Below are 23,212 nucleotides of genomic sequence, written 5' to 3' on the forward strand. Positions count from 1 at the left end.
TCCATGCCTCATTCCCCACTCGCGATCAACTCCCCGAGTTCCTGCAGCACTTCGGCCCCACATCCCAGATGGGCGCCCAGCTGCCGCCCCCACAGGAAGTGCCGGTGCACCGGATGGTCGAGGTCGGCTCCGGCTCCGCCGTGCAGATGCTGACCGGTGTGGACGACCTGCTGCCCCGCCTCGGCGGCCCACCAGGCGGCGGTCAGCGCGTGCGTGGCGTACGGCAGCCCCGCGTCCCGCCGCCAGGCGGCCTCGTACGCCGTCACCCGTATCGCCTCGGTGTCCAGGTGGGCGTCGGCGGCCCGGAGTTGGACGGCCTGCCGGGTGGCGAGCGGGCGCCCGAACTGCTCCCTGGTGTTGGTGTGTGCCACCGCCCGCGCCAGCGACCCGGCGCACACCCCGGCCTGCAGCCCGGCGAAGGCGGTGCGGGCGGTGGCGAGGACGTCCGCGTAGACACCGGCATCCGGGCCGCCGAGGGGTTCCGCCGGTGCGCGGTCGAGGAGGAGCCGGGCCGCGGACCAGGGTGCCGTCAGCTCGACCGGGACGGTCCGCGTGCCGTCGCCGAGCGGGGCCAGCCACAGACGGCGGTCGGTGTCGGCGACCAGGACGTGGGTGGCGTCCCGGAGCCAGGGGACGGCGGGGACGGAGCCGGTCAGCCCGCCTCGCGCCAGGGCCCGTACTCCCCCCTGCGCCGGAAATGCCCCGCCGACCACCACCGAACCGTCCTCGATGCCGGGCAGCAGCCGCTCCCGCTGCTCCGGGGTGCCGTGGGAGGCGACCGCCAACAGGCCGTACACGCACGTCGCCGCGTAGGGCACCTGGGCCGTCGTACGCCCCTGTTCCTCCAGGAGCAGCACGAGCCCGAGCAGGCCGAGTTCCGTCACGGCGCCGATCAATCCCGCCGTGCACAGGGCCTTCCACAGGTCGGGGTCGCTGCCGGTGCCGACGGCCCCCAGCCGCTCGTGGGTGGCGAGGTCACCGAAGATCCGCGCGGCCAGGTCGCGGGCCTCGGCCTGGGCCTCGGTGGGCGTGAAGTCCATGTCACCCCTCGCCCTCGACGGCCCGGAAGACCGGCAGGACCAGGGCGCCCTCCTCGGCACCCTCGTCCTCGTATCTCCGGAACTCCGCCCGGACCGGCAGGCCGATGCGCACCTTGTCGTGGGGGACGCCCACCACGGTGCTCACCATCCGCACGCCTTCGGCCAGTTCGATCAGGCCGACGGCATAGGGACCCGACGCGTCAGCGGCGTGATCGGATTCTGTGAAGGCCGGGAAGGGCGGGTGGTGCATCACCACGTACGAGTAGACCGCGCCCCCGCCGCTCGCCTCGACCGTGTCCCAGTCCAGGCAGCCGCAGGCGTTGCAGCCCGGCAGCCAGGGGTGGCGCAGGGTGCCGCAGCCCGTGCAGCGCTGGATGAGGAGCCGGTGCGCGGCCACGCCCTCCCAGAAGCCGGCGTTGTCCCGGTTGACCACCGGGCGGGGGCGCCGCGCCCGGGGGGCGCGCCGTGCGGGGGCGTACTTGAGGATGCGGAAGCGGTGCGTGCCCACCAGGTCGCCGCCGGCCCTCACGTCCATGCGGGTCGTGACGAAGTACCCCGCGCCCAGCTTCGTCGTTTTGCGGTCGGAGACCGACTCGATCACCGCGTCGAAGCTGACCTCGTCGCCCGGACGCAGGGGCCGTAGGTACTCCTGCTCGCAGTCGGTGGCCACCACGGACGTGCAGCCCGACTCGTCCAGCAGGCCGAGGAGTTCGTCATAGGCCTCGGTGCGTCCCTCGTGGCCCGAGAGGCCGCCCATCGTCCATACCTGGAGCATGGTGGGCGGAGCGATGGCGTCCGGCCCGCGGTACGCCGGATGGGTGTCTTCCATCGCCTCGCACCAGTGACGGATCATCGGTGCGTTCACCGGGTCCTTGCCGACGCACGCGACGGCGGCCGCGCGCCCCTCGTAGGCCTTGAGCCGCACCCCCAGCTCGTCCACCTCTTCGCTCACCTCGGCCCCCTCGTCATCCCGAGCCGCATCGTCGCGACGATCTCCCGCTGCACCTCGCTCACCCCGCCCCCGAACGTGTTGATCTGCGCCGCCCTGTTCAGCCGCTCCAGCTCGCCGTCCCCGACCGCGCCCGGGGAACCGGAGCGGATCAGTCCCGCATCTCCGACGATCTCCTGACACATGCGATACGTCGCGACAGCCGTTTCCGTTCCCGCGACCTTCACCGCGCTGGCGTCCCCGGGGGCGAGCCGGCCCGCCCCCACATCACCCGCCAAACGCCAGCTGAGCAGGCGCGACGCGGCCAGCCGGACATGCGCCTCAGCCGCCAGAAAACGCACCCACGGCTCGTCAATCCGACGCCGCCCGGTCACCGGATCGGGGGTACGGGCGGCGGCGAGGGCAGCGGCGTGGAACTCCTCGGCCTGCATGCCGATGGCCGCGAGGGCGACCCGTTCGTGGTTGAGCTGGCTGGTGATCAGCGACCAGCCCTCGTTCTCGGCGCCGACCAGGTTCTCCGCGGGGACGCGGACACCGTCGTAATACGTGGCCGTCGTCGTCTGACCGCCCACGGTCTCGATCGGTGTCCAGGAGAAGCCGGGGGTGTCGGTCGGGACGAGGAGGAGGGAGATGCCCCGGTGCCGGGGCGCGTCCGGGTCGGTGCGGCAGGCGAGCCAGATCCAGTCGGCGTGCTGGGCGCCCGAGGTGAAGATCTTCTGCCCGTCGATCCGCCAGCCGTCGCCCTCCCGCACCGCCCGGGTCCGCAGCGAGGCGAGGTCGGTACCGGCCAAGGGCTCGGTGTAGCCGATCGCGAAGACCAGGTCCCCGGCGAGGATCCGGGGCAGGAAGTAGGCCTTCTGGCGCTCGCTGCCGTACTTCATCAACGTCGGGCCGACCGTGTTCAGGGTGACCATGGAGACGGGGGCGCCGGCCCGGTACGCCTCGTCGAAGAAGACGAACTGCTCGTCCGCGCCCCGGCCCTGGCCGCCGTACTCGGCCGGCCAGCCGAGCCCCAGCCAGCCGTCGGCACCGATGCGGCGCAGCAGGGCCCGGCTGTCGGCGACTTCGCCACGCTCGGGCAGCAAGCCGCGGAAGTAGGCGCGGAGTTCGGCGCGCAGACGCTGCTGCCGCTCGGTGGGGGCGAGGTGCACGGCGGGCCCTCCCGGCCTCACTTGCCTGACGGGACGGTTTCTGACTGTCCGTCAGATAGGGGGCGGTGTCAAGGCCGGCCGCCCCGAGCCGGCACGCCGGAAGCCCGCCCCCGCGCCCGCACCGGAGCGCCGGAAGGCCACCCCCGCGCGCCCGTCGGCGCACTACCGGAAAACGCCCCGACGGCCACCCCCACGCACCACCGAAAACGCCTGCGCGGCGGCACCGGAGTACCGCCGCGCGGACGCGTTGCGACCCTGAAGCACACCCCTGAGGGCCCTCCCCACGAGGGACCTCAGCCGACGCTCACCACCACAGCCGGGTGAAGTGGATGGCCACGTTCTCGTTGCCCTGTTGGATGGCCGTCCAGGCGGAGCCCTTGACCTGGGCGGTATTGCTCTGATTCGAGGCGCCGGAGCCGGCCGCGTTCTGTTGTGTGGTGGACGAGTTTCCGTTGTTGTCGTGGCCGACCCCGCTGCCGACGATGCTCGCCACGCCGGCGTTCGATCCGTCGTCCGCGAAGGCGCCGTTGTCCGCGGCAGCGACACCGGCGAAGAGGGCGGCGGCGAGCGGGAGGGCGGAGACGGCGGCGAGAACGCGGGCGGTACGGATGCTTGCCATGTTGTTCCTCCAGAACGGAGCACTCAGCGGCCCTGAGGCCGAAAGTACGTGAAGTACGGCTTGCGCCAAGGCAGTTGGCCGACCACCTCGGCTGTCGTGAACGACGTCGCGCCTCCAGAGTTGCCCACCGAATCCCCAGCGAACCAGCCCGGAAGGCATGATTCGCACGCAAGCGTGATGACATGTCGATAAACCCCTATCGTCACTTTTGGGCATCTCACCTCACAAACAGGGAACAGCCGGGGCATTCACTCACCAAGCACCACAAGAGGCGAATCGTTCCGGCAGCTTTCCGGCCATTCCCCCTCGCCCCGGCGCGCCACCCCGCCCCCCACTTCCCTTTTTCGAACGTACGTACGAACATGGATCCATGGCCACCACCGACCGGCAGGCCACGACGCTGGCCCTCGCACACGCCCTGTCAGCCGCCGAACGCGGACTGGCCGTCATCCCCCTGTCCCGGACGAAACTGCCGGCCCTGCGCTCCCCGCACCGCGACGCCCCCGACCCCACGCCCTGCCACGGCGAGTGCGGCCGCTTCGGCCACGGCGTGTACGACGCCTCGACCGACCCGGCCCGCATCCGCGAGCTGTTCGCCGCCGCACCCTGGGCCACCGGTTACGGCATCGCCTGCGGCCTGCCCCCGCACCACCTGATCGGCGTCGACCTGGACACCAAGTCCGGCACCGACTCCTCGACCGCCCTGCGTGAACTGGCCCTGCGCCACCTGTTCACGATCCCGGAGACGGTCGTCGTCCTCACCCCCAGCGGTGGCCGCCACCTGTGGCTGACCGGCCCGCCCGACGTCGTCGTCCCCAACTCGGCCGGCCGGCTGGCCCCTGGTATCGACATCCGGGGCGCCGGCGGTTACCTCGTGGGCCCCGGCTCCCGCACCGACCACGGCGTGTACGCCGCCGCGCCCGGCACCGCGCACCTGACCCCCGCCCTGTGCCCGCCGACCCTGCTACGGCTGCTCGTGCCCCCGCCCCGCACCGAGCACCCGGCACCGCCGCCCGCCGGCGACCACGGCCGGGGCTTGGTCCAGTTCGTGATGACCGCCCACGAGGGCCAGCGCAACACCCGGCTGTTCTGGGCGGCCTGCCGCGCCTACGAGAACGGCATCGGCCCCGCCCTGCTCGCCCCCTTGATCGAGGCGGCCCTGAACACCGGCCTCTCCGAGCGCGAGGCCCGGGCGACGATCGCGTCGGCGGCCCGGATGACGGGGCATCGGCCGTGAGGGCCACGCACCTCGGTGCGCTCGCGACCGCCGTGATGACTACGGCGTGTAGACCTGCTCCAGTCGGTCGATGGAACCGTCGTCGCCGGTCTCGTACCTGAACACCAGGCCGGAGTCGGGGTGCGCCTCGATCCAGTCGATCAGCTCCTCCACGCCGATGCGCCGGCTCTCACTGCTGTCGGTGACGGGGTTGGTGGCGGTGACGTAGGCGGCCTGGTCCAGGGCCCAGCGGCTGTCCTCGCCGGTGACGACGAACGGCGCACCGTCACTGTCCTTGCCGGGGCATCCCCAGGCCCCGTGCCGGATGACGAGGTTCACCTTGCCGGTGCTGCCGTCGAGTTCCTCGACGCGGTAGACGGCGAACTCGTCGGGATCGACGTGGTCCGGGTCCGGCGCCTCGCTGACACAGCCGGCCGCCGGTGTCGCCGTGGTCCCGGCCGGACCGGTGGCCTTGGAGGCGGGCGACGCGGTCGCGGTGGCACCCCCGCTCGCCGAGGCCCCACCCTTGCCGCTGCCGCCGCCCTTGCCGCCGCTCTTGTCCTTGCCGCCCGCCGTGCCGGGCGCCGAACCGGCCGTGGCGTCGGCGCTCCGCGCAGCGCCGGCCCCGGCGGCGGAGTCGCTCCCCTGGCACCCGGTGAGCACGGCGGTCAGCGCGACCGACACGAGCGCGACGACGACGGGTCTGAGGCGATGGGCATTCATCCGGGACGTCCCCCTGTTCACGGGCGGCCCGACCGGCCGCACCCGGATCCGGACCGTAGCGCCCAGCCGCGCGCACCGCGCCACCGGAACGGCCTGTGTCACGGACCCGGGACAGTGCCGTCACCTCGCACGGATCATGTGAGGCCCGCAGACCGGGACCAGCACGCACCTCCCCGGCGCAACAGCAACGACCCCGCACCAGTGTCCCGGGTACGGGGTCGTTCTCCTGCGCGGTGGGTGTGGGATTTGAACCCACGGTGACTCGCGCCACGACGGTTTTCAAGACCGTTCCCTTAGGCCGCTCGGGCAACCCACCTCGGCCCCGTCCCACCTGGGGCGGAGCGGGTACAGCGTACCGGGCTCCGGCCACGCGCGGGGCTCTTGGTCCACACGGGGTCCCCTGCCTCTGCCTCTGCCTCTGCCCAAGATCTCTCCGGATCGACCTTCTGGGCGTACAACAACCTGGACACCAGGTGGGAGTACAGGACCGACTGCGCGAGCTTCGTCTCCAAGGCCCTGGACCACGGGGGGCGGAATTCCTCGATCATTCCGCACGAGGAGAACGCCAAGGTGGAGGATCTCGTCTTCTTCAAGTGGAAGAGGGAGAGGGGTTACCACCATGCGGCGATCGTCTCGTCCATGGTGCAGGGGCATGCGGGGATCGTGCAGCACGGCCCGAAGAATCAGACCACCTCCACGAGGTGATCAATCGGCACGGCCACACCTCGAACCCGATCCACAAGGTCACGATCATCAGGCCCAAGACCCGCTCGTAACAAGGACGTGAGATGCCCAGGTTGAAGCAGAGCCACACAGCGGCCGGATGGCTGGCGGCAGCAGTTTTGCTGACGTCTGGATGTGCTGTCCTCGACAGCAGCTCTGCTGATGCGAGAGGGCCAGGCGCGTCCTACGAGCAGGCGTACGCCGACCACGAGCCGTTGCACGTGGTCGGCTACCCCTCCACCGGCTCTCTGCTGGTGATGCAAGAGCTCGTGTGGGACATCGCCGACGGCAAGGCGGATGAGCTTCGCAAGCTGGCGACCAGCGACAGCAGCGAGGCGCAGGCCGGAAAGACCGCTGAGAACTGGATCAAGGGTTTCGGTGCCGGCGCCCGCGGAAGAGTGACAGGCGATTTCTATGACGGTGGTTCAGAGCGCCAGGTCGTGATCCTCTACTTCCATGCCACCCGTCAGATCAAGGAGTTCACCGTTCGACTCGATGGCGACGCGGGCAAGGAGGACTGGCGGGTCTTGATGAAATCGACCGATTTCAAGGACGCCACCCACGCTCCCGGCTGGGCGCCGAAGGAGCCGGGAGCAACCGGCTCCAGGATGAAGAACAACGGCTGATCGCCTGACTACACGAGGCCCCCGCCCTCCGGCTCGTTCCGGAGGGCGGGGGCCCGTCATCTCCCATGTCGCGGCGCCCTTCGACCTCTGGTCCGCAACAGCGCCCATCCTCGACCGGGGCGGGGTCGTGGGGGCGAAGTCCCTCCATGAGGGCCCGCGGAAAGTCCCGGCGGGCCGGTACGGGATCCGCCGACTGCCGGGTGGACCTGCCCAGGGATGCCAGGAAGGGGTGCCCCTCCCCGAGAGGCACCCCTACGCGCGCGTGCCGGTCAGCTGTCGCCCACCCGGGAACCGAGGGTGAGGTCCACCGTGTGATCCTCACCGCCCCGCTTGTAGGTGATCGCCACCTTGTCGCCGGGCTTGTGGGTCCAGATCTCGCCGATCAGGGTCGGGCCGCTGTCGATCACGTTGTCGTCGAGCTTGGTGATGACGTCCCCGGGCTTGAGGCCGGCCTTGTCGGCGGGACCGCCCGACTCGACCGCGGCGGCGCCGCCCGTGCCCTGGTCGGTGATCTTCGCGCCGTCGCTGGAGTCCTCCAGGGAGACGGACGCGCCGATCTTGGCGTACACCGGCTTGCCGGTCTTGATCAGCTGCTTGGCGACGTACTCGGCCTGGTTGATCGGGATCGCGAAGCCGAGGCCGATCGAACCCGACTGGCCGGAGCCGAAGCCGCCGCTGCCGCTGGACTGGATCGCCGAGTTGATGCCGATCACCGCGCCGGAGGAGTTCAGCAGCGGACCGCCCGAGTTGCCGGGGTTGATGGACGCGTCGGTCTGCAGGGCGCTCATGTAGGAGGCCTTGCTCGAGGAGCTGCCGTCGCTGGAGGCCACCGGACGGTTCTTGGCGCTGATGATGCCCGTGGTGACCGTGTTGGACAGCCCGAAGGGGGCGCCGATGGCGATGGTCTCGTCACCGACGGCCACCCTGTCCGAGTCGCCGAGGGCGAGGGGCTTGAGGTCCGACGGGGCGTTCTTGAGCTTGATGACGGCGACGTCGTAGCCCTGGGCGTGCCCGACGACCGCCGCGTCGTACTTCCTGCCGTTGGGGAAGGTGGCCGTGAGCTTGCCGCCGTCGACGGCGTCCGCCACCACGTGGTTGTTGGTGACGATGTGGCCCTGGGTGTCGAAGACGAACCCGGTACCGGTGCCGCCCTCGCCGCTGGTGCTCTCCGCCTCGATGGTGACCGTGCTGGGCAGCGACTTGGCGGCCACGTTGGCGATCGTGCCCGGGGCGCGCTTGACCTGCGAGGCGCTGTTGTCCGAGGCGGAGACGGTGGTGGAGCCGTTGCTGTCGTTGTCCTTGGCCAGGGTGTAGCCGAGGCCGCCGCCCAGGCCGCCGGCGGCCAGCGCGGCCACGAGGACCGCGGCGACCAGCCCGCCGCGCCCGCTGCGGGGCTTGGGGGCGGGCTGCTGGTACGACGACCCCCAGCCTGCACCCGCGCCGCCGGAGCCGTCACCGTAGGACGGCGTGGCCGGGGGCGGGGGCGGCCAGGAGCCGTCGGGGGCCGGGCCGCCGTAGGGCTGGTGGGCGTGGGGGGCGGGTCCGGAGGCGTACGCCTGCTCCGACGGGCCGGCGGGGGCCTGCGCTGCGGCTGCGGTGCCCTGCTCCCCGGCGCCGGGGCCGCCCTGGTCCACCGGCGGAAGCGGAGCCGTCGGCGCGCCCCCGTCGGGCACGGAGCCCTGCGGCGAAGCAGCGGGAGATGCCACCGGCACAGGAGGTGCGGACGGGGCCGGGGGTACCGCGTTGCCCTCGTTCTCGGTGCTCACAGCTCTTCTCCTCGATCCACGGCTGTTGTTCTCGGTCGCACTCGGTCACACTCGCTCATGCTCGCTCACGCTCGTCGCGGCGTGCACGTTCGTCGCCCGTGAAGCGTGGGCCCGGCGCGATGCAGCTGTGCATGGTTCCGTGTTCCTGTTGTATGCAGTCAGCTTTTCCCACGGGCCGTCAGAGCACCATAAGCGCTGCCTGTGGGTCCAGCGGCACCCTTTATATACGACTTTTAAGGCAAAAGTTACATAAATGAACAGGCCGGATGCCCCGTTCGCCGCACGGACGCACCCGCGCCGCCCCGTGTACCCCGCGTCGGTGGCACCATGACGCGGTGACCCACGCACCACAGCACGCCATCCAGGTCGTCGCGCACCGAGGGGCCTCCGAGGATGCACCCGAACACACCCTGGCCGCGTACAAGAAGGCGATCGAGGACGGGGCGGACGCCCTGGAGTGCGACGTACGGCTGACCGCCGACGGTCATCTGGTCTGCGTCCACGACCGGCGGGTGAACCGCACCTCCAACGGCCGCGGTGCCGTATCGGCCCTGGAACTGGCCGACCTCGCCGCCCTGGACTTCGGCTCGTGGAAGTCCCGCGACGTCTGGCGCGGGCGGGACGAGGAGCCCGACTGGGAGCACCGGCCGGAGGACCCGGCGGAGACCTCCGTACTCACCCTGGAGCGGCTGCTGGAGCTGGTCGCGGACTCCGGGCGGCGGGTGGAGATGGCCATCGAGACCAAGCACCCCACACGCTGGGCCGGACAGGTGGAAGAGCGGCTGCTGCTCCTGCTGAAGCGCTTCGGACTGGACGCACCCGCCTCGGCGGCCGAGTCGTCGGTACGGGTCATGAGCTTCTCGGCGCGCTCCCTGCACCGCGTGCGCGCCGCGGCGCCGACGCTGCCGACGGTCTACCTGATGCAGTTCGTCTCGCCCAGACTGCGCGACGGACGGCTGCCGGCGGGCGTGCGGATCGCGGGCCCCTCGATCCGCATCGTGCGCAACCACCCCGGATACGTGGAGCGGCTGAAACGAGCCGGTCATCAGGTCCACGTCTGGACCGTGAACGAGCCCGAGGACGTCGACCTCTGCCTCGAGCTGGGCATCGACGCCATCATCACCAACCGCCCGCGCGCGGTGCTGCGCCGGCTGGGTCGCTGAGTTCGGGAGGACAAGGCCGCAAGAGCCGGGTAAGGACCCGTCCACACCCCTTGACCCCGGCGCCCGGCTACACCATCCTCCATTCTCGGCCACACCAATGAAATCCAGCCACACGACGACAGGCCCGTCACCGGGAGTGCTCCGGCGCATTCGCCCCGTATGCGGTCGTTGCGAATGCGTCACCGCAAGGGGATTGGCCGGTTTCCGGTACAGGCCAAAGGGGCATCCACACCGTGGCGTGGGGCAAAGGAGGTCTCGGGGGTGGCGTTGGTGGTGGCACAGGAGGTGCCCACGTCGTCGAGCATGGCCGTACCCCATGGCCCTGCGGGCGTGGGGAAGGCGAGGCACCGGATGCGTGCGCAGCTGCGCAGCGGAGGTGTTTCGGAAACGGTCATCGATGATGCCGTACTGATCCTTTCCGAACTTTTGAGCAACGCCTGCAAACACGGCCGGCCCCTGGGGGACGCTCCGGCCGGCGACGGTGATGTGCGCGCCGCATGGCGGGTGGACGTCCGCGGGCGGCTCATCGTGGAGGTGACGGACGGCGGCGGCCCGACTCGGCCGGCTCCGGCCACCCCGTCGGTCACCGCGCACGGCGGCCGCGGGCTCAACATCATCACGGCCCTCGCCGACGACTGGGGTGTGCGGGACGACATCCAGGGCGAGGTGACGGTCTGGGTGGTGGTCAACGACGATGTCCACGATCCTGATGCCGGGGGCGGCGGGGGCGGCGGTTTCGCTACGCGCGTCACCGCCTCCGCGGTTCCGGCCATGGCCGAACTGGACTTCGCCGACGCGTTCGACGAGCTGGACTGAGACCTTCCCCGGCACGGGAATTGGCCACAGGTTCGCACCCCCGGCTCGCCCACGTGTCCGTTGTCCACAGGTTCCCGTCGGTCGTGCCCCGAACGGCTAGGCTCCCGAGCGTACGAGACAGCCGTAACCGGGAGACCCCACGATGGCCAAGAAGCGACCCCAGACGAAGGCCAAGCGGCCGCAGCTCAGCGACGCAGAGGTCCCGGTCGTCGGCGCCCGCGAACCCTGCCCCTGCGGCAGCGGCCGGCGCTACAAGGCCTGCCACGGCCGGGCCGCCGCCCACGCCACGACCGAACTGGTGCACCGCCCGTTCGAGGGTCTGCCGGGCGAGTGCGACTGGGTGGCACTGCGCGAACTGGTGCCGGCCGCCACCGTGGAGCTGACCCTGCGGGGCGGCCTGCCGGAGGGGGTCCCATCGGTCAGGCTCGCCACCGTGCTGCCGATGGCCTGGCCCGCGCTGCGCCGCGACGACGGCTCGGTCCTGCTCGGGTTGCAGAACGACACGCCCTCCGGTGACATCAGCCGCGACCTCGCCGACACCCTCCAGCGCGCCCTGGAGGCCGAGCCCGGCACTCCGGTGGAGGGCCGCCGCGCTCCCGCCGAGGGCCCCCGGCTGCAGGATCTGCTCGACCCGGAAGGCGCGTTCGAGCCAGTTGTGCACAGCGGCTTCGAGTTCTGGGTGCCGGACGCGGAGAACGCCACCCCGGAGGTGGCCGCCTCCCTGGAGCGCGCCAACGCCGCCGCCATCCCGACCGCGAAGCTGTCCGGCGTGGATGCCGCGTACTGGTGCGAGACCCCGGAGAAGAACCACCTGCGCTGGGTCATGCCGCATGCGGAGGAGCAGCTTCTGGACGCTCTCGCCCGGCTGCACGCGGCCGGGCGTTCCAGCCTCGGCGAGGGCACCCGGCTGGTGGGTTCCTTCCGTGCTCACGGCCTCACGGTGCCGGTCTGGGACCTGCCGAGCGGGGTCACGGCCGAGGACGTGGAGAAGCCGGCCGCCGAGTTCGCCGAACGGCTGGCCACCGCCCTCGCCGTCACCGAACCGCTCACGCCCGACGAGCGACGGGCCCGCGGCGGACTGACAAGCCGCCAGGTCACGCTCAGCTGAGACACCCCCGGACACGGATCACGGCTGACCGACCGGTCAGTCGTGACGACGGCGCCCGGATCAGGTGACTCCTGTCACAACTACCCGTCGTGACAGGGAAATCAGTGTCCGAATAGCCGAGATCGAATTTGCGAACCGCCGATCTCTTGTTACCGTTCCAGTAGCCCGGTTGCTGGTGCATCCCCCGTCGCCAGCAACCGGGTCTTTCCATGTCCGGGTGCGCTGTACGGCGCGACGCCGAGCGTCAACTCCCGTTGGCCTCACCGGAGTTGCTGGCCGAGCGCAGCAGCAGCGGCCCCTCGGGCCCGCGTCCGGCGAACTCGCCGACCGCCGTGTAGGAGTCCAGCGCGCCCCGGGTGCGTTCGCGAGGCGTCTCACAGGTGGCGGGCTCGTCGTCGGCGGCCTCGGCGCAGTGCGTCTGCACGGTCCGGCCGCCCGGCCCCATCAGGCTCAGCTCAAAGTCCACGGCCTCGCCGGTGGTGTTGCGGTAGTAGGTGCGTGCCCAGACGTCCTCGCCCTGCGTCATCACACAGGTCTGCGCCTCGACGCCGTCGGCGGAGGAGAGTTCGGGTCCGCACCTGGCGGCGGTGGCAAGGCCCAGGCCGAGCACCAGTGGGGAGCGCGTCGGAGCGGCCGAGGGCGTCCCGGCGGCGGCGCGCGAAAGCGGGGGTACGACGGCCTTCCCGTTCTTCCCCGCCCGCCCGGTGGAATCGCCCACCTGCCCCGCGGACGCCACGGCCAGCGGCAGTGCGGCCGCGGCCGCCACGACACCCGCGAGAGCGAGCAGACGAAGCCTTCGGGGGTCCGGCCCGCCGCGGTGCGACGGTCGCGTGCCGTGACCCCCAGAAATGCGCAGCATATAGCGGAAGATAACGACCACGGGCGCCATCGGGCCGCGCCCGCGCCCGACACCCTTACAACTCGGGCGCGCTCACACCCGTACGAGTGAGGGCGTCGACCACCGCGTCCACCACGGCCTCCACATCGGGCACCCAGGGCGAGGCCGAGCCGGGCAGCGGGGGGCGCTCCCAGCGGACGGCGCCCTGGCCGGTCTCGGAGGGGGGCAGGGCGAGGTAGCCGCCCTCCCCGTGGAAGCGCAGCGAGCCGGGTACGAAGTCCTTGGCGTAGAGCAGCTCACCCAGCTGCTCCAAGGAGTACGGCTTGACGAGCACCGCCCAGCGGGTCGGCGCGGCGATCACCGGGCCGAGGCGCATGCCCCGCCGGTCGAGCAGGGCGAGCGCGCGCGCCGCCGCGAGCGCCGGCAGGCTCACCGCGCAGGGCGCCGTGCCTCCGGTGGCCATGATGATCGGCGCTCCCGGCCGGTTGGTCCACCACCAGCGCACCATGCGCGCGTCGGTGGTGGCCGCGAGCAGGCCGGGGTCGAAGGGGTGCGCACCGGGCACCGTGCATTCCGGGTCGGGGCAGCCGCATCGGGCCCGCCCCTGCGGGTCCGGGGCCACTCCCGGGAGCACGGGCCACTGCCATTCCGTCGCGAAGGTCAGGGCCGCGCTGATCAGCTCAGGCCCCCCGTCGTTCCGCCTGGACAGGAGCCTGCGTCGCCTTCCGAGGATCTCGCGCATGTGCGCTCGTTCCTTTCCGTTGCACCGCTGGCAACACCGTGGACCACATCACACCATGTGTCGATCACTTCACTGTGCGTACCTGTTGGCGCATCACACCCCTGCGCACGGCAGAGGGAACCCCAGGGGGCCAAACGTTGACCGCTTCCTTAGTGCGTCCATCAAAAGCACGGGTGCGGCGCGGGGGTGGCGAAGCCTGGCGTTTTGCCGTCGCGCGTGTTTCTCTCCGCCTCCGCCGCGGGAGGATGGGGCTCGGCCGTCGGTGGCTATGACGCCCGGGTCCGTCGCCAGGTTCCGGGTGGCCCCCAACCACCCCTGGCTTTCTCCGAGTACGTACCCATCACGACCGCTGTGACGCTCTGTGGAGCAAGGCCAGTCGACCGCAATGAACCGATACCCGAGTCAGTTTTAAGCCAACTTGGCAGTAAGGCAAGGGTTTCGAAAGAAACCCACATCAGACCCACGGACACCAGGAATCCCCGCAGGACAATGCTGGACATCCCCTCACGAGTGCGTGTACATGTGGAGACACTGCTAGCGGCGCAGAATGACATGGGGGTTTGCGATGCTTTTGAGCAATACGCACCGGTCTGAAGGCCGAACGCCATGAACGCCCCGCACCCTCCGAAAGTGGCTGGAATCGATCCAACGGTTCCCACGCCCGCCCACACTGCCGCGCCCACACCCGCCGCCCCGGGCGCCACCCCCTCTCCGGACACCGCACTTCCCGTCACCGACGCCCCCGTCCCCAGCGGCCCCCCTCCCGGCACCCTGCTGCAGGACCGGCTGGCCGGCTGGGTCTCGGACCTCACGACCCTGCACGAACTCACCGAGCGCCTGTCCCGCACGAACGCGCTCGACCCAGCCCTCCACGAACTGCTGCGCGCCGGATCCGCCCTCGTCGGCGCCCGGCGCGGCCTGGTCGTCCTGGAACCCGGCGACGGACTCGGCCCCCATGCCACCGTCGGCCTCGGACTCGGCCGCGCCGACCTCGGCCACATCGAAACCGTTCCCCGCGGCTCCCACCCCTACGGCACCCTCCTCGACGCCGGCGCGGGCACCGAGATCGTGCACGCCGACCTGCTCGCCGAGGACGGCCTCGACCCCCGCCACCGCGAGGTGGCCGCCCGCCTCGGCTACGCCGCCAGCTACGCCCTCCCCCTGGCCACCGATTCCGCGGGCCGCCTCGGTGCCGCCGTGTGGCTCTACGACGAGCCCGCCGAACCGGACGAGCGCCGCCGCCACCTCGTCGGCCTGTACATCCGCCACGCGGCCGAGCATCTGACCCGGCTGCTGGAAGTCGAGCGCACGCGCGCGTGCGTGGCGACCATCACCGAGGAACTGCTCCCCTCACGGCTGCCCCGGGTGGCCGGCGTCCAGCTCGCCGCCCGGAACCGCTGCGGCGCGCGCGGCGGCGGCGACTGGTACGACGCGCTGCCGCTGCCCGATGCGGCCCTCGGTCTGTCCGTCGGCTCGGTCACCGGCTCGGGACCGAGCGCGGTGGCCGCCATGGGCCGGCTGCGCGCCTCCCTCAGGGCCTACGCCGTGATGGAGGGCGAGGACCCGGTCGCCGTCCTGTCCGACCTGGAGCTGTTGCTGCGCCTGACCGAGCCCGCCCGCTCGGCCACCGCCCTGTTCGCCTACTGCGAACCGGCCCTGCGCAAGATGACCCTGGCCGGAGCCGGGCACAGTCCGCCGCTGCTGATCGGCGAGCGGCGCACCGAGTTCGCCGAGACCTCCGTCTCCGCGCCGCTCGGCATGCTCGCCTGCTGGGAGGCACCCAGTGCGGAGATCCAGGCGGAGGCCGGGGAAACCGTCCTGCTCTACACCGACGGACTGCTGCACCGTACCGGCGAGCCCATGGACCGCGCCTTCGCCCGGCTGCGGGCGGCCGCCGCGAGCGTCCCGCGCGCGCTGCGCCGCGACCCCGGGGCCGTCGCCGACCACGTGCTGCGCACCGTCCTGCCGGACGGCCTGGACGCGGCCGACAGCGAGGAGGACGTGGTCCTGCTCGCGGCCCGCTTCGACTGAGTGATTCCGCCGGGCCGTCCGGCATGGCCAGGCATAACAGGTCTTCCGCCCCGGGCCGCTGCGGGTACGACCGTACGATGATGGAGGTCCCCGCTCGGCCACAAGCATGAGCGTCGCGGGCCCGGGGGGAGATCACATGCGTACCGAGGAGGATCACGTGTCCGACGAGCTCAACCCGGCTGTGCCCGATTCTGCTACCGCAGAGGGCCCCGAGACCGAGTCCGAGGAGCCCATCAAGCAGCGGAAGAACGGCCTGTACCCGGGCGTCTCCGACGAGCTGTCCGAGAACATGAAGTCCGGGTGGGCCGACACGGAGCTGCGTGACCTGGAGCCGATCCCGCAGGCCGCCGAGACCGCCCGCCGCCGCGCCGCACTCTCCGCGCGCTTCCCGGGCGAGCGCCTGGTGATCCCCGCGGGCAACCTGAAGACGCGCTCGAACGACACCGAGTACCCCTTCCGCGCCTCGGTCGAGTACGCCTACCTCACCGGCAACCAGACGGAGGACGGCGTCCTGGTCCTGGAGCCCACGGCCGGGGGCCACCAGGAGACGATCTACCTGCTGCCGCGCTCCGACCGCGAGAGCGGCGAGTTCTGGCTGTCCGGCCAGGGCGAGCTGTGGGTCGGCCGCCGCCACTCCCTCACCGAGTCCGAGGCGCTCTACGGCATCCGGGCCGCCGACGTGCGCGAGCTGGCCGACGCGCTGCGCGAGGCCACCGGCCCGGTGCGGGTCGTCCGCGGTTACGACGCCGGCATCGAGGCGGCCCTGACCGACAAGGTCACCGCCGAGCGCGACGAGGAGCTGCGCGTCTTCCTCTCCGAGGCCCGCCTGATCAAGGACGAGTTCGAGATCGGCGAGCTGCAGAAGGCCGTCGACTCGACCGTGCGCGGCTTCGAGGACGTCGTGAAGGTCCTCGACAAGGCCGAGGCGACGAGCGAGCGCTACATCGAGGGCACGTTCTTCCTCCGCGCGCGCGTGGAGGGCAACGACGTCGGCTACGGCTCCATCTGCGCGGCCGGCCCGCACGCGTGCACGTTGCACTGGGTGCGCAACGACGGCCCGGTCCGCTCCGGCGACCTGCTGCTGCTGGACGCGGGCGTGGAGACGCACACGCTGTACACCGCCGACGTCACGCGCACGCTGCCGATCAACGGCACGTACAGCGAGATCCAGAAGAAGATCTACGACGCCGTGTACGAGGCCCAGGAGGCCGGTATCGCGGCCGTCAGGCCGGGCGCCAAGTTCCGCGACTTCCACGACGCCTCCCAGCACGTGCTCGCCGAGAAGCTCGTCGAGTGGGGCCTGGTCGAGGGCCCGGTCGAGCGCGTTCTGGAGCTGGGCCTGCAGCGCCGCTGGACCCTGCACGGCACCGGCCACATGCTCGGCATGGACGTCCACGACTGCGCGGCCGCCCGGACCGAGACGTACGTCGACGGCACGCTGGAGCCGGGCATGGTCCTCACCGTGGAGCCGGGCCTGTACTTCCAGGCCGACGACCTGACGGTGCCCGAGGAGTACCGGGGCATCGGCGTCCGCATCGAGGACGACATCCTCGTCACCGAGGACGGCAACCGGAATCTCTCGGCGGGTCTGCCGCGCCGCTCCGACGAGGTCGAGGCTTGGATGGCGACCCTGAAGGGTTGATAAGACATTGATGGCCGGGCACCCGGGAAGGTGCCCGGCCATCGGCGTGTCCGTACGCGTGTGCAGTTTCACGTGCCTAGGGGGAGGGTTTTAGTGGACGGCTTCTGGTCCGGGGTGGGTGTGGACCTGCATCTCGAACCCGACGCGGCGGACGGCCGCCGCGTCGGTCTGGAACGGGCGCTCAGGGACGCCGTACGCGACGGGCGGCTCGCGCCCGGAACCCGGCTGCCGGCCACACGGCGGCTCGCGGCGGAACTCGGCATCTCGCGCGGCACCGCGAAGGCCGCCTACGACCAGCTCGTCGCCGAGGGCTATCTGACGGCCCGGCAGGGCTCGGGTACCCGAGTCGCCGAACTGCCGGCCGTCGAGGCGGAGGAACCGGGGACGGCGGCACGCGCGCGTGCGCCGCGTTTCGACCTCCGGCCGGGCAGCCCCGACGTGGGCGCGTTCCCGGCCGCTGCCTGGCTGCGCGCGCTGCGCCGCGCCATAGCGACGGCGCCCTCACTGGCGTACGACTACGGCGACCCGCGCGGCCGGATCGAACTGCGTACCGCGCTCTCGGGCTACCTCGGGCGGGCGCGCGGGGTGCTCGCGCCGCCGGAGCGGATCGTGATCACCTCCGGGTACGTCCAGGGCCTCGCGCTCCTCACGCGCGTCCTGGACGGCGCCTCGGTCGCCATGGAGGACCCGGGGCTGCCCTTCCACCGGGAGGTGGTGCGGCGCAACGGCGGGACCGTGCTGCCGGTGCGGGTGGACGAGCGCGGGGCCCGTCCGGGGGAGCTGGGCAATGCGGCCGCCGTGGTGGTCACCCCGGCCCACCAGTACCCGACCGGGGTGACCCTGCACCCCGAGCGGCGCCGTGCGCTCACCGAGTGGGCACGCGCGCGTGGCGGGCTCATCGTCGAGGACGACTACGACGGCGAGTTCCGCTACGACCGCCAGCCGGTGGGCGCGTTGCAGGGCATGGCCCCGGGCCAGGTGGTCTACCTGGGCACCGCGTCCAAGACCCTCGGCCCCGCGCTGCGGCTCGGCTGGATGGTGCTGCCGCCGCAGCTGGCCGACGCGGTCGCCGACGCCAAGCTGCACAGCGACCACCACACCGAGACCATCGGGCAGCTGGCGCTCGCCGAGCTGATCGACAGCCACGCCTACGACCGGCACGTGCGCGCGTGCCGGCTGCGCTACCGGCGCCGCCGGGACCAGCTCCTGGACCGGCTGGGCACGCGGCGGGGGGTGCGGGGTATCGCGGCCGGACTGCACGCGCTGATCGACGTGCCCGACGAGGCCGAGGTCCTGGCCCGTGCCGAGGCGGAGGGGCTCGCCGTCGGCCATCTGGGCAGCCATTGGCACACACCCGGCGAGGGGCGGCCGCAGGGCCTGGTCGTCGGCTACGGCACACCACGGGAGCGGACGTACCCGGATGCGCTGGAGGTGCTGGCCAAGGTCCTGGACGCCTGAAATGGACCACTGAAGCGACAGTGGATCAGCTCCGGCCGACCGGATGGGCGAGTACCGGCGCTTCTTCGGCACGGGTGTGACGGTGGCCCGCACCCTGCGTCCGCTGGTGGTGGCTTTGCTGCTGCTGGGTGCTGGGGTACACCGGGCCGGCTGCTGCTGGGCGCGCTGATGCAGGTGGCGGCCTGGGCGATGGGGCCGGCGGCCCGCGCCGCCGGCCGTGCGCGGCGCACGGTCACGGAGCCGGTGCTCGCGGGCTGACCGGCAAGGGACCGTCATGGCCGGGGAGGTCGGGAAGGCCGCTTGTCCGCCTCAGAACCGGAGAACCGGGCCGAAAAGGCGTCTACGGAACGGGGGCGTGGTCGTGCAGCACGCGCTGGAAGAGCCGGCAGTCCCGCCATCGTCCGTTGATGTGCAGGTAATTCGAGGCAAGACCGATCGGCTCGAACGCGCATTTCTGCAGCACCCGCTGGGAACCGGTGTTCTCGGTCAGCGTGGACGCCTCGATCCGGTGCAGTCCCATCGTGTCCCGGGCGATCCGGCAGACCTGCCCCACCGCGGAGCTGGCCAGTCCCTTGTTCTGCTGGTCGGCGGCGACCCAGTACCCGAGATACGAACTGCAGAAAGGGCCCCGGGAAATCCCGGACAAGGTGATCGCCCCGACGATCCGGCCGTCCGCAGCCTCGAACACCCATGGCACCACGGCGCCGTCGGCGCGCTGCCGCAGCAGCCCGTCGATGCGCTCCGCCTGGCCCTCGGTGGTGAAGAAGGATTCCGGTCTGACCGGCTCCCACGGTTCCAGGTGTGCACGGTTGTCCGTATAGGCGGAGGCGAGCGCGAAAGCGTCTGCCGCGGCGAGCGGACGCAGGATCACTCCGCCCGCTATTTCCTTGCTCTCCATGGATTCGACAAGCATGCGCGCACCCTAGCGGCGCGGTTTCCCCCGGAGCGGCCGTCATGCCGTAAGCAGGGAAGGATCTTTCTTCCACTTGAGGATCTTGTCGAAACTCACCACCGTCCCGGCCCGGCCCGGCTTGGCACCGATGTGCACGTGGTCGGCGAGTTCCCGGATCAGACACAGCCCGCGGCCGTGCTCGGCGTCCGGGCGGGCGGGCCGGATGTCCTGGGTGCGGGTTAACCCGGGGCCCGAATCGGCCACTTCGATCCGGCACTTCTCGCCGTCGAGGTACGCGGTCACCCGGTAGGCCTCCGAGCAGCCGCGGGAGGCGTCCCCACCGTGCTCGACCGCGTTCGCGCACGCCTCGCTGAGGGCGACGGACAGATCGTAGGAGACGTCCGGGTCGACGCCCGCCGTCTCCATCGTGCCGATCAGCAGCCGCCGTGCGAGCGGGACGCTCGCGGCCTCGCGGCGAAGATGGAGTGACCACCAGATGCTCATGCTCCAGCCTCCCGGCCGCGGCTCGACATACCGTTACCTATTGCCGCGCGTGCCCGGCCGTAAGCACACCGTTGACGTGACTCCGCCCATATGGGCGATGCGCCCCGGGAGGAATCGGTGTATGAGGGATGACTTTTCGCGGAGGATGATCTTCCATTCGTAACGGCGGTCTTTCCCTGCGTGACGGGATCCCGCGCCCTGCCGCAGGTGTCGGGCGGGCCCAGTGCGATGATTGGCCCGCCATGACTGCCCCCCACCCGCGCACGGCGCGTCCCGGAGCCGGGCTCCGGATCCTGCGGGCCGCGGTGTTCGCCGCGGTCTGCGTCGTGCTGGCCGCGGCCGGGCACACCCTGGCCTCCTGCGCGCGCGTGCCCCTGTGGACGCTCGGCGCGGGATTCGCCGGCTCCCTGCTGCTCGTGGCGCCGCTCGCCGGACGCGCTCGCTCGCTGCCCGGCATCGCCGCACTGCTCGCGCTCGGCCAGACCGTGCTGCACACGCTGTTCGGGCTGGGCCAGCACACGGCGTCCGGCGCGATGGCAATGGGCTCGAGCGACGTGCCGCAGAGCGACAGCGCGCTCGTCGAGCGGGCCGCCCGGCTCGTGTGCGGGTCCAGCCCCTCGGCGCTCACCCCCGGGCACGCCTACCGGCTGCTGCTCGACGCGCACCTCATCGATCCCTCGGACCAGGCCGTCGGCACCATGCCGGCCATGCGCCACATGGACGACGCCGCCGGCTCCTCGGCGTCGCTGCTGCCCTCCCTGCCGATGCTGCTCGGCCACGTCCTCGCGGCCGTCGTCGCCGGCTGGCTGCTGCGCCGCGGCGACCTGGCCCTCCTGCGGCTCATCGAGCTGTCGGCGCACGGAGTCGCGGAGGGGGCACTCATGCGATCCCTGCGCGGAGCGCTCGCGCTGGCGCACGCCCTGTGCGCCGGGCTGCTGCCCGCGACCGAGCCGGCCCCGCGCGGCCGTCGTACCGCCCGGGACGAGGCTCCCGCCCCGCACACCACCGCACTCCAGCACACGGTGATCCGGCGCGGCCCGCCCGCCGCCGCGTTCCTCCTCGCCGCCTGACACGACGCGACCACACTCCACCGGACCCGGGAACGGAGCCGGACGAGAGGGGCCGCCGTCGTGCGGCACGCAGCGTTGCGCGTGGTGTGAGCGACACGGCCGAGACGCCGGTCCCGCGCACGCGTATCCCTTTCACCCGGACACCGGATTCACACCGGAACTCACGCAGAGTGGAGTGCTCCCTGCCATGAGGGCTTCTCGTATCGCCGCCGCCACCGCCGTCGCGGGCACGGCCGTCCTCGCCCTGTCCGCCCCCGCCTTCGCGCACGTCACCGTGCAGCCCGAGGGCTCGGCCGCCAAGGGCGGCTACGCGGTCGTCGACTTCAAGGTCCCCAACGAGCGCGACGACGCCTCGACCACCCAGGTCGAGGTGAACTTCCCGGGCGACCACCCGCTGGCCTCCGTCATGCCCGAGCCGATCGCCGGCTGGAACGTGAAGGTCACCAAGTCCAAGCTCGACAAACCGCTGACCATGCACGGCGAGAAGATCGGCGAGGCGGTCACCAAGGTCACCTGGACCGCCGACGGCAAGGGCATCGAGCCCGGCTACTTCCAGAAGTTCCCGCTCTCGGTCGGCGCCCTGCCCGAGGACACCGACCGGCTCGTGTTCAAGGCGATCCAGACGTACTCCAACAAGGAGGTCGTGCGCTGGATCGAGGCGGCGCAGGACGGCCGGGCCGAGCCCGAGAACCCGGCTCCGGTGCTGGAGCTGTCCGCCGCCACCGGCGACCACCACGGCACCTCGACCGCCGATGACGCCTCGGACGAGACCGATGGCAAGACCGGCGCCAAGACCGGGACGGCCGCCGCCGAGGGCTCGAAGGGCGGCAGCGACACCACCGCACGCGTGCTCGGCGTGGTCGGCATCGTCGTCGGCGTCGCGGGCGTGGCCTACGGCGTCCTCGCGGGCCGCCGCCGGACCGCCTGACCCCACCGTTCCGCACGCGCACGCCGGGGTCGTGCGACGCTGTCGTACGACCCCGGTGCGCGCCGGAGCTCTCACATCTGGGACATTTTTCTATGCGCAAGAAGACGTTCGCCGCGGCCGCGCTGCTCGCCGCCGCCACCCTGACCCTCTCCGCCTGCGGCAGCGGCGACGACGGCAAGTCACCCGTCGCCGTGGTCTCCGAGGAGACCGACTCGGGCAAGGCCGCCACCGTCCTCGACAAGCCGTTCGAGAAGCCGGACCTGGTCCTGACCGACACCCATGGCAAGAAGTACGACCTGCGCGCCGAGACCAAGGGCCACCCCACGCTGATCTACTTCGGCTACACGCACTGCCCCGACATCTGCCCCACGACCATGAGCAACATCGCCGTCGCCAAGAAGGCGCTGCCCGAGGCCGCGCAGAAGGACCTGAGGGTCGTGTTCGTCACCACCGACCCCGCCCGTGACACCCCCGCCGAGCTGGGCAAGTGGCTCAAGGGCATCGACCCGCAGTTCATCGGCCTGACCGGGGACTTCTCCACCATCCAGGCCGGTGCCCGCTCCGTCGGCATCTCCATCGAGCCGACCAAGAAGGACAAGAACGGCAAGGCCGTCTCGGTGCACGGCACCCAGGTCATCGCCTTCTCCCCGAAGACCGACGGGGGTTACGTCCTCTACGGCGAGGACGCCACGGTCGACGACTACACCAAGGACCTGCCCAAGCTCGTCGAGGGAGCGAAGCCGTGAGGCGTGCGCTCCTTCCCGCGGCCGCGCTCGCCGGCGCCCTGACGCTCGCGGGCTGCGGCACCGGCGCGGACTCCGGCTCCTCGAAGGCCGAGCTGTCCGTGAGTTCGCCCTACATGCCGCGGCCGGTCTCCGCCGACATGGCCGCCGGTTTCCTGACGATCACCAACAAGGGCGGCGCGAAGGACGAGCTGACCTCGGTGACGAGCGACGTCGCGGGCCGGATCACCATGCACAGCACCGTCGGCGGGGCGATGGAGGAGAAGACCTCCTTCGCCATACCCGCGCATGGTCAACTCGTGTTCAAAAGCGGTGGCAGCCATCTGATGTTCGAGAATCTGAGGCACCAGCCGGAGCAGGGCCAGAAGGTCACCCTGAAGCTCGCCTTCGCCAAGTCCGAGGCCCTTACCGTCGAGATGCCGGTGAAGTCCGCCACGTACAACCCGTCGACCGGCCACTGATGG

At 71.6% G+C, this 23,212-nt stretch carries 24 protein-coding genes and 1 tRNA gene; 14 read left to right on the top strand and 11 right to left on the bottom strand.

Annotated elements, in window-relative coordinates; translation table 11 throughout:
* Nucleotides 1-8: 8 nt before the first annotated feature.
* From ACFZDC_RS04040 to ACFZDC_RS04055, 4 genes are all read right to left on the bottom strand, one after another.
* Entirely contained in the window at nt 9-1,040 is a 1,032-nt protein-coding gene (locus ACFZDC_RS04040; protein ID WP_391319875.1) for an acyl-CoA dehydrogenase family protein, read from the bottom strand.
* Nucleotide 1,041: 1 nt separating this feature from the next.
* Complete coding sequence (locus tag ACFZDC_RS04045) at nt 1,042-1,992, bottom strand: OB-fold domain-containing protein (RefSeq protein WP_391319876.1); 951 nt, start codon at nt 1,990-1,992, stop codon at nt 1,042-1,044.
* The gene (locus tag ACFZDC_RS04050) at nt 1,989-3,140 is read right to left on the bottom strand and encodes an acyl-CoA dehydrogenase family protein (protein WP_391319878.1); all 1,152 of its coding nucleotides are present in this window, start codon (nt 3,138-3,140) and stop codon (nt 1,989-1,991) included. The genes ACFZDC_RS04045 and ACFZDC_RS04050 overlap by 4 nt, the downstream gene beginning before the upstream one ends.
* A gap of 304 nt (nt 3,141-3,444) precedes the next feature.
* Nucleotides 3,445-3,759 (bottom strand): hypothetical protein, encoded by a 315-nt coding sequence (locus ACFZDC_RS04055; RefSeq protein ID WP_391319881.1) that lies wholly within the window; start codon nt 3,757-3,759, stop codon nt 3,445-3,447.
* A 370-nt stretch (nt 3,760-4,129) separates the two neighbouring features.
* Here ACFZDC_RS04055 and ACFZDC_RS04060 point away from each other — a divergent pair, with 370 nt between their 5' ends.
* Complete coding sequence (locus tag ACFZDC_RS04060) at nt 4,130-4,996, top strand: bifunctional DNA primase/polymerase (protein ID WP_391319883.1); 867 nt, start codon at nt 4,130-4,132, stop codon at nt 4,994-4,996.
* 39 nt (nt 4,997-5,035) lie between these two features.
* On the opposite strand, the gene ACFZDC_RS04065 is transcribed toward ACFZDC_RS04060, so the two are convergent.
* Together ACFZDC_RS04065 and ACFZDC_RS04070 are read right to left on the bottom strand one after the other, a co-directional pair.
* Nucleotides 5,036-5,698: a hypothetical protein gene (locus ACFZDC_RS04065; RefSeq protein WP_391319885.1), complete on the bottom strand. Its 663-nt coding sequence runs from the start codon at nt 5,696-5,698 to the stop codon at nt 5,036-5,038.
* Between the two features lie 231 nt (nt 5,699-5,929).
* A tRNA-Ser gene (locus ACFZDC_RS04070) sits at nt 5,930-6,014 on the bottom strand.
* 65 nt (nt 6,015-6,079) lie between these two features.
* Between ACFZDC_RS04070 and ACFZDC_RS04075 the strand changes: the two genes are divergently transcribed.
* Complete coding sequence (locus tag ACFZDC_RS04075) at nt 6,080-6,403, top strand: hypothetical protein (RefSeq protein ID WP_391319887.1); 324 nt, start codon at nt 6,080-6,082, stop codon at nt 6,401-6,403.
* Between the two features lie 83 nt (nt 6,404-6,486).
* Nucleotides 6,487-7,047 (top strand): hypothetical protein, encoded by a 561-nt coding sequence (locus ACFZDC_RS04080; protein WP_391319889.1) that lies wholly within the window; start codon nt 6,487-6,489, stop codon nt 7,045-7,047.
* 269 nt (nt 7,048-7,316) lie between these two features.
* Here the strand turns inward: ACFZDC_RS04080 and ACFZDC_RS04085 are convergent, their stop codons facing one another.
* The gene (locus ACFZDC_RS04085; protein WP_391319891.1) at nt 7,317-8,813 is read right to left on the bottom strand and encodes a trypsin-like peptidase domain-containing protein; all 1,497 of its coding nucleotides are present in this window, start codon (nt 8,811-8,813) and stop codon (nt 7,317-7,319) included.
* Nucleotides 8,814-9,148: 335 nt separating this feature from the next.
* Between ACFZDC_RS04085 and ACFZDC_RS04090 the strand changes: the two genes are divergently transcribed.
* The 3 genes from ACFZDC_RS04090 to ACFZDC_RS04100 all read left to right on the top strand — a co-directional run bounded on the left by ACFZDC_RS04090 (nt 9,149) and on the right by ACFZDC_RS04100 (nt 11,900).
* Entirely contained in the window at nt 9,149-9,976 is an 828-nt protein-coding gene (locus tag ACFZDC_RS04090; protein WP_391319892.1) for a glycerophosphodiester phosphodiesterase family protein, read from the top strand.
* 174 nt (nt 9,977-10,150) lie between these two features.
* Nucleotides 10,151-10,792 (top strand): ATP-binding protein, encoded by a 642-nt coding sequence (locus ACFZDC_RS04095; protein ID WP_391319894.1) that lies wholly within the window; start codon nt 10,151-10,153, stop codon nt 10,790-10,792.
* Between the two features lie 142 nt (nt 10,793-10,934).
* Complete coding sequence (locus ACFZDC_RS04100) at nt 10,935-11,900, top strand: DUF5926 family protein (RefSeq protein ID WP_391319896.1); 966 nt, start codon at nt 10,935-10,937, stop codon at nt 11,898-11,900.
* A 244-nt stretch (nt 11,901-12,144) separates the two neighbouring features.
* On the opposite strand, the gene ACFZDC_RS04105 is transcribed toward ACFZDC_RS04100, so the two are convergent.
* Entirely contained in the window at nt 12,145-12,759 is a 615-nt protein-coding gene (locus ACFZDC_RS04105; protein WP_391319897.1) for a hypothetical protein, read from the bottom strand.
* A 55-nt stretch (nt 12,760-12,814) separates the two neighbouring features.
* The gene (locus tag ACFZDC_RS04110) at nt 12,815-13,480 is read right to left on the bottom strand and encodes a bifunctional DNA primase/polymerase (protein ID WP_391319898.1); all 666 of its coding nucleotides are present in this window, start codon (nt 13,478-13,480) and stop codon (nt 12,815-12,817) included.
* Between the two features lie 606 nt (nt 13,481-14,086).
* Between ACFZDC_RS04110 and ACFZDC_RS04115 the strand changes: the two genes are divergently transcribed.
* The 4 genes from ACFZDC_RS04115 to ACFZDC_RS04130 all read left to right on the top strand — a co-directional run bounded on the left by ACFZDC_RS04115 (nt 14,087) and on the right by ACFZDC_RS04130 (nt 18,780).
* Entirely contained in the window at nt 14,087-15,511 is a 1,425-nt protein-coding gene (locus ACFZDC_RS04115) for a SpoIIE family protein phosphatase (protein ID WP_391319900.1), read from the top strand.
* A 136-nt stretch (nt 15,512-15,647) separates the two neighbouring features.
* The gene (locus tag ACFZDC_RS04120) at nt 15,648-17,153 is read left to right on the top strand and encodes an aminopeptidase P N-terminal domain-containing protein (protein ID WP_391319902.1); all 1,506 of its coding nucleotides are present in this window, start codon (nt 15,648-15,650) and stop codon (nt 17,151-17,153) included.
* Between the two features lie 93 nt (nt 17,154-17,246).
* Entirely contained in the window at nt 17,247-18,611 is a 1,365-nt protein-coding gene (locus tag ACFZDC_RS04125) for an aminotransferase class I/II-fold pyridoxal phosphate-dependent enzyme (RefSeq protein ID WP_391319903.1), read from the top strand.
* Nucleotides 18,612-18,654: 43 nt separating this feature from the next.
* Nucleotides 18,655-18,780: a hypothetical protein gene (locus ACFZDC_RS04130; RefSeq protein WP_391319905.1), complete on the top strand. Its 126-nt coding sequence runs from the start codon at nt 18,655-18,657 to the stop codon at nt 18,778-18,780.
* 171 nt (nt 18,781-18,951) lie between these two features.
* Here the strand turns inward: ACFZDC_RS04130 and ACFZDC_RS04135 are convergent, their stop codons facing one another.
* Entirely contained in the window at nt 18,952-19,524 is a 573-nt protein-coding gene (locus ACFZDC_RS04135) for a GNAT family N-acetyltransferase (protein WP_391319907.1), read from the bottom strand.
* A gap of 39 nt (nt 19,525-19,563) precedes the next feature.
* Complete coding sequence (locus tag ACFZDC_RS04140) at nt 19,564-20,007, bottom strand: ATP-binding protein (RefSeq protein WP_391319909.1); 444 nt, start codon at nt 20,005-20,007, stop codon at nt 19,564-19,566.
* 242 nt (nt 20,008-20,249) lie between these two features.
* On the opposite strand from ACFZDC_RS04140, the gene ACFZDC_RS04145 reads away from it, so the two are divergent.
* The 4 genes from ACFZDC_RS04145 to ACFZDC_RS04160 all read left to right on the top strand — a co-directional run bounded on the left by ACFZDC_RS04145 (nt 20,250) and on the right by ACFZDC_RS04160 (nt 23,209).
* Entirely contained in the window at nt 20,250-21,077 is an 828-nt protein-coding gene (locus ACFZDC_RS04145) for a hypothetical protein (protein ID WP_391319910.1), read from the top strand.
* A gap of 187 nt (nt 21,078-21,264) precedes the next feature.
* Nucleotides 21,265-22,005, top strand: a complete 741-nt coding sequence (locus ACFZDC_RS04150) for a DUF1775 domain-containing protein (protein WP_391319912.1) — start codon at nt 21,265-21,267, stop codon at nt 22,003-22,005.
* Between the two features lie 92 nt (nt 22,006-22,097).
* The gene (locus ACFZDC_RS04155) at nt 22,098-22,751 is read left to right on the top strand and encodes an SCO family protein (protein WP_391319914.1); all 654 of its coding nucleotides are present in this window, start codon (nt 22,098-22,100) and stop codon (nt 22,749-22,751) included.
* Entirely contained in the window at nt 22,748-23,209 is a 462-nt protein-coding gene (locus tag ACFZDC_RS04160) for a copper chaperone PCu(A)C (protein ID WP_391319916.1), read from the top strand. Before ACFZDC_RS04155 ends, ACFZDC_RS04160 begins: the two co-directional genes overlap by 4 nt.
* Nucleotides 23,210-23,212: the final 3 nt, after the last annotated feature.

The sequence above is a fragment of the Streptomyces sp. NPDC007905 genome (genome assembly GCF_042959345.1).
Taxonomy (GTDB): domain Bacteria; phylum Actinomycetota; class Actinomycetes; order Streptomycetales; family Streptomycetaceae; genus Streptomyces.

Coding starts and splice junctions, on each gene's coding strand:
- ACFZDC_RS04040 (WP_391319875.1), bottom strand. CDS start 1,040: ATGGACTTCACGCCCACCGAGGCCCAGGCCGAGGCCCGCGACCTGGCC.
- ACFZDC_RS04150 (WP_391319912.1), top strand. CDS start 21,265: ATGAGGGCTTCTCGTATCGCCGCCGCCACCGCCGTCGCGGGCACGGCC.
- ACFZDC_RS04095 (WP_391319894.1), top strand. CDS start 10,151: ATGCGTCACCGCAAGGGGATTGGCCGGTTTCCGGTACAGGCCAAAGGG.
- ACFZDC_RS04135 (WP_391319907.1), bottom strand. CDS start 19,524: ATGCTTGTCGAATCCATGGAGAGCAAGGAAATAGCGGGCGGAGTGATC.
- ACFZDC_RS04105 (WP_391319897.1), bottom strand. CDS start 12,759: ATGCTGCGCATTTCTGGGGGTCACGGCACGCGACCGTCGCACCGCGGC.
- ACFZDC_RS04060 (WP_391319883.1), top strand. CDS start 4,130: ATGGCCACCACCGACCGGCAGGCCACGACGCTGGCCCTCGCACACGCC.
- ACFZDC_RS04110 (WP_391319898.1), bottom strand. CDS start 13,480: ATGCGCGAGATCCTCGGAAGGCGACGCAGGCTCCTGTCCAGGCGGAAC.
- ACFZDC_RS04100 (WP_391319896.1), top strand. CDS start 10,935: ATGGCCAAGAAGCGACCCCAGACGAAGGCCAAGCGGCCGCAGCTCAGC.
- ACFZDC_RS04120 (WP_391319902.1), top strand. CDS start 15,648: ATGCGTACCGAGGAGGATCACGTGTCCGACGAGCTCAACCCGGCTGTG.
- ACFZDC_RS04065 (WP_391319885.1), bottom strand. CDS start 5,698: ATGAATGCCCATCGCCTCAGACCCGTCGTCGTCGCGCTCGTGTCGGTC.
- ACFZDC_RS04155 (WP_391319914.1), top strand. CDS start 22,098: ATGCGCAAGAAGACGTTCGCCGCGGCCGCGCTGCTCGCCGCCGCCACC.
- ACFZDC_RS04145 (WP_391319910.1), top strand. CDS start 20,250: ATGACTGCCCCCCACCCGCGCACGGCGCGTCCCGGAGCCGGGCTCCGG.
- ACFZDC_RS04055 (WP_391319881.1), bottom strand. CDS start 3,759: ATGGCAAGCATCCGTACCGCCCGCGTTCTCGCCGCCGTCTCCGCCCTC.
- ACFZDC_RS04130 (WP_391319905.1), top strand. CDS start 18,655: ATGGGCGAGTACCGGCGCTTCTTCGGCACGGGTGTGACGGTGGCCCGC.
- ACFZDC_RS04115 (WP_391319900.1), top strand. CDS start 14,087: ATGAACGCCCCGCACCCTCCGAAAGTGGCTGGAATCGATCCAACGGTT.
- ACFZDC_RS04140 (WP_391319909.1), bottom strand. CDS start 20,007: ATGAGCATCTGGTGGTCACTCCATCTTCGCCGCGAGGCCGCGAGCGTC.
- ACFZDC_RS04080 (WP_391319889.1), top strand. CDS start 6,487: ATGCCCAGGTTGAAGCAGAGCCACACAGCGGCCGGATGGCTGGCGGCA.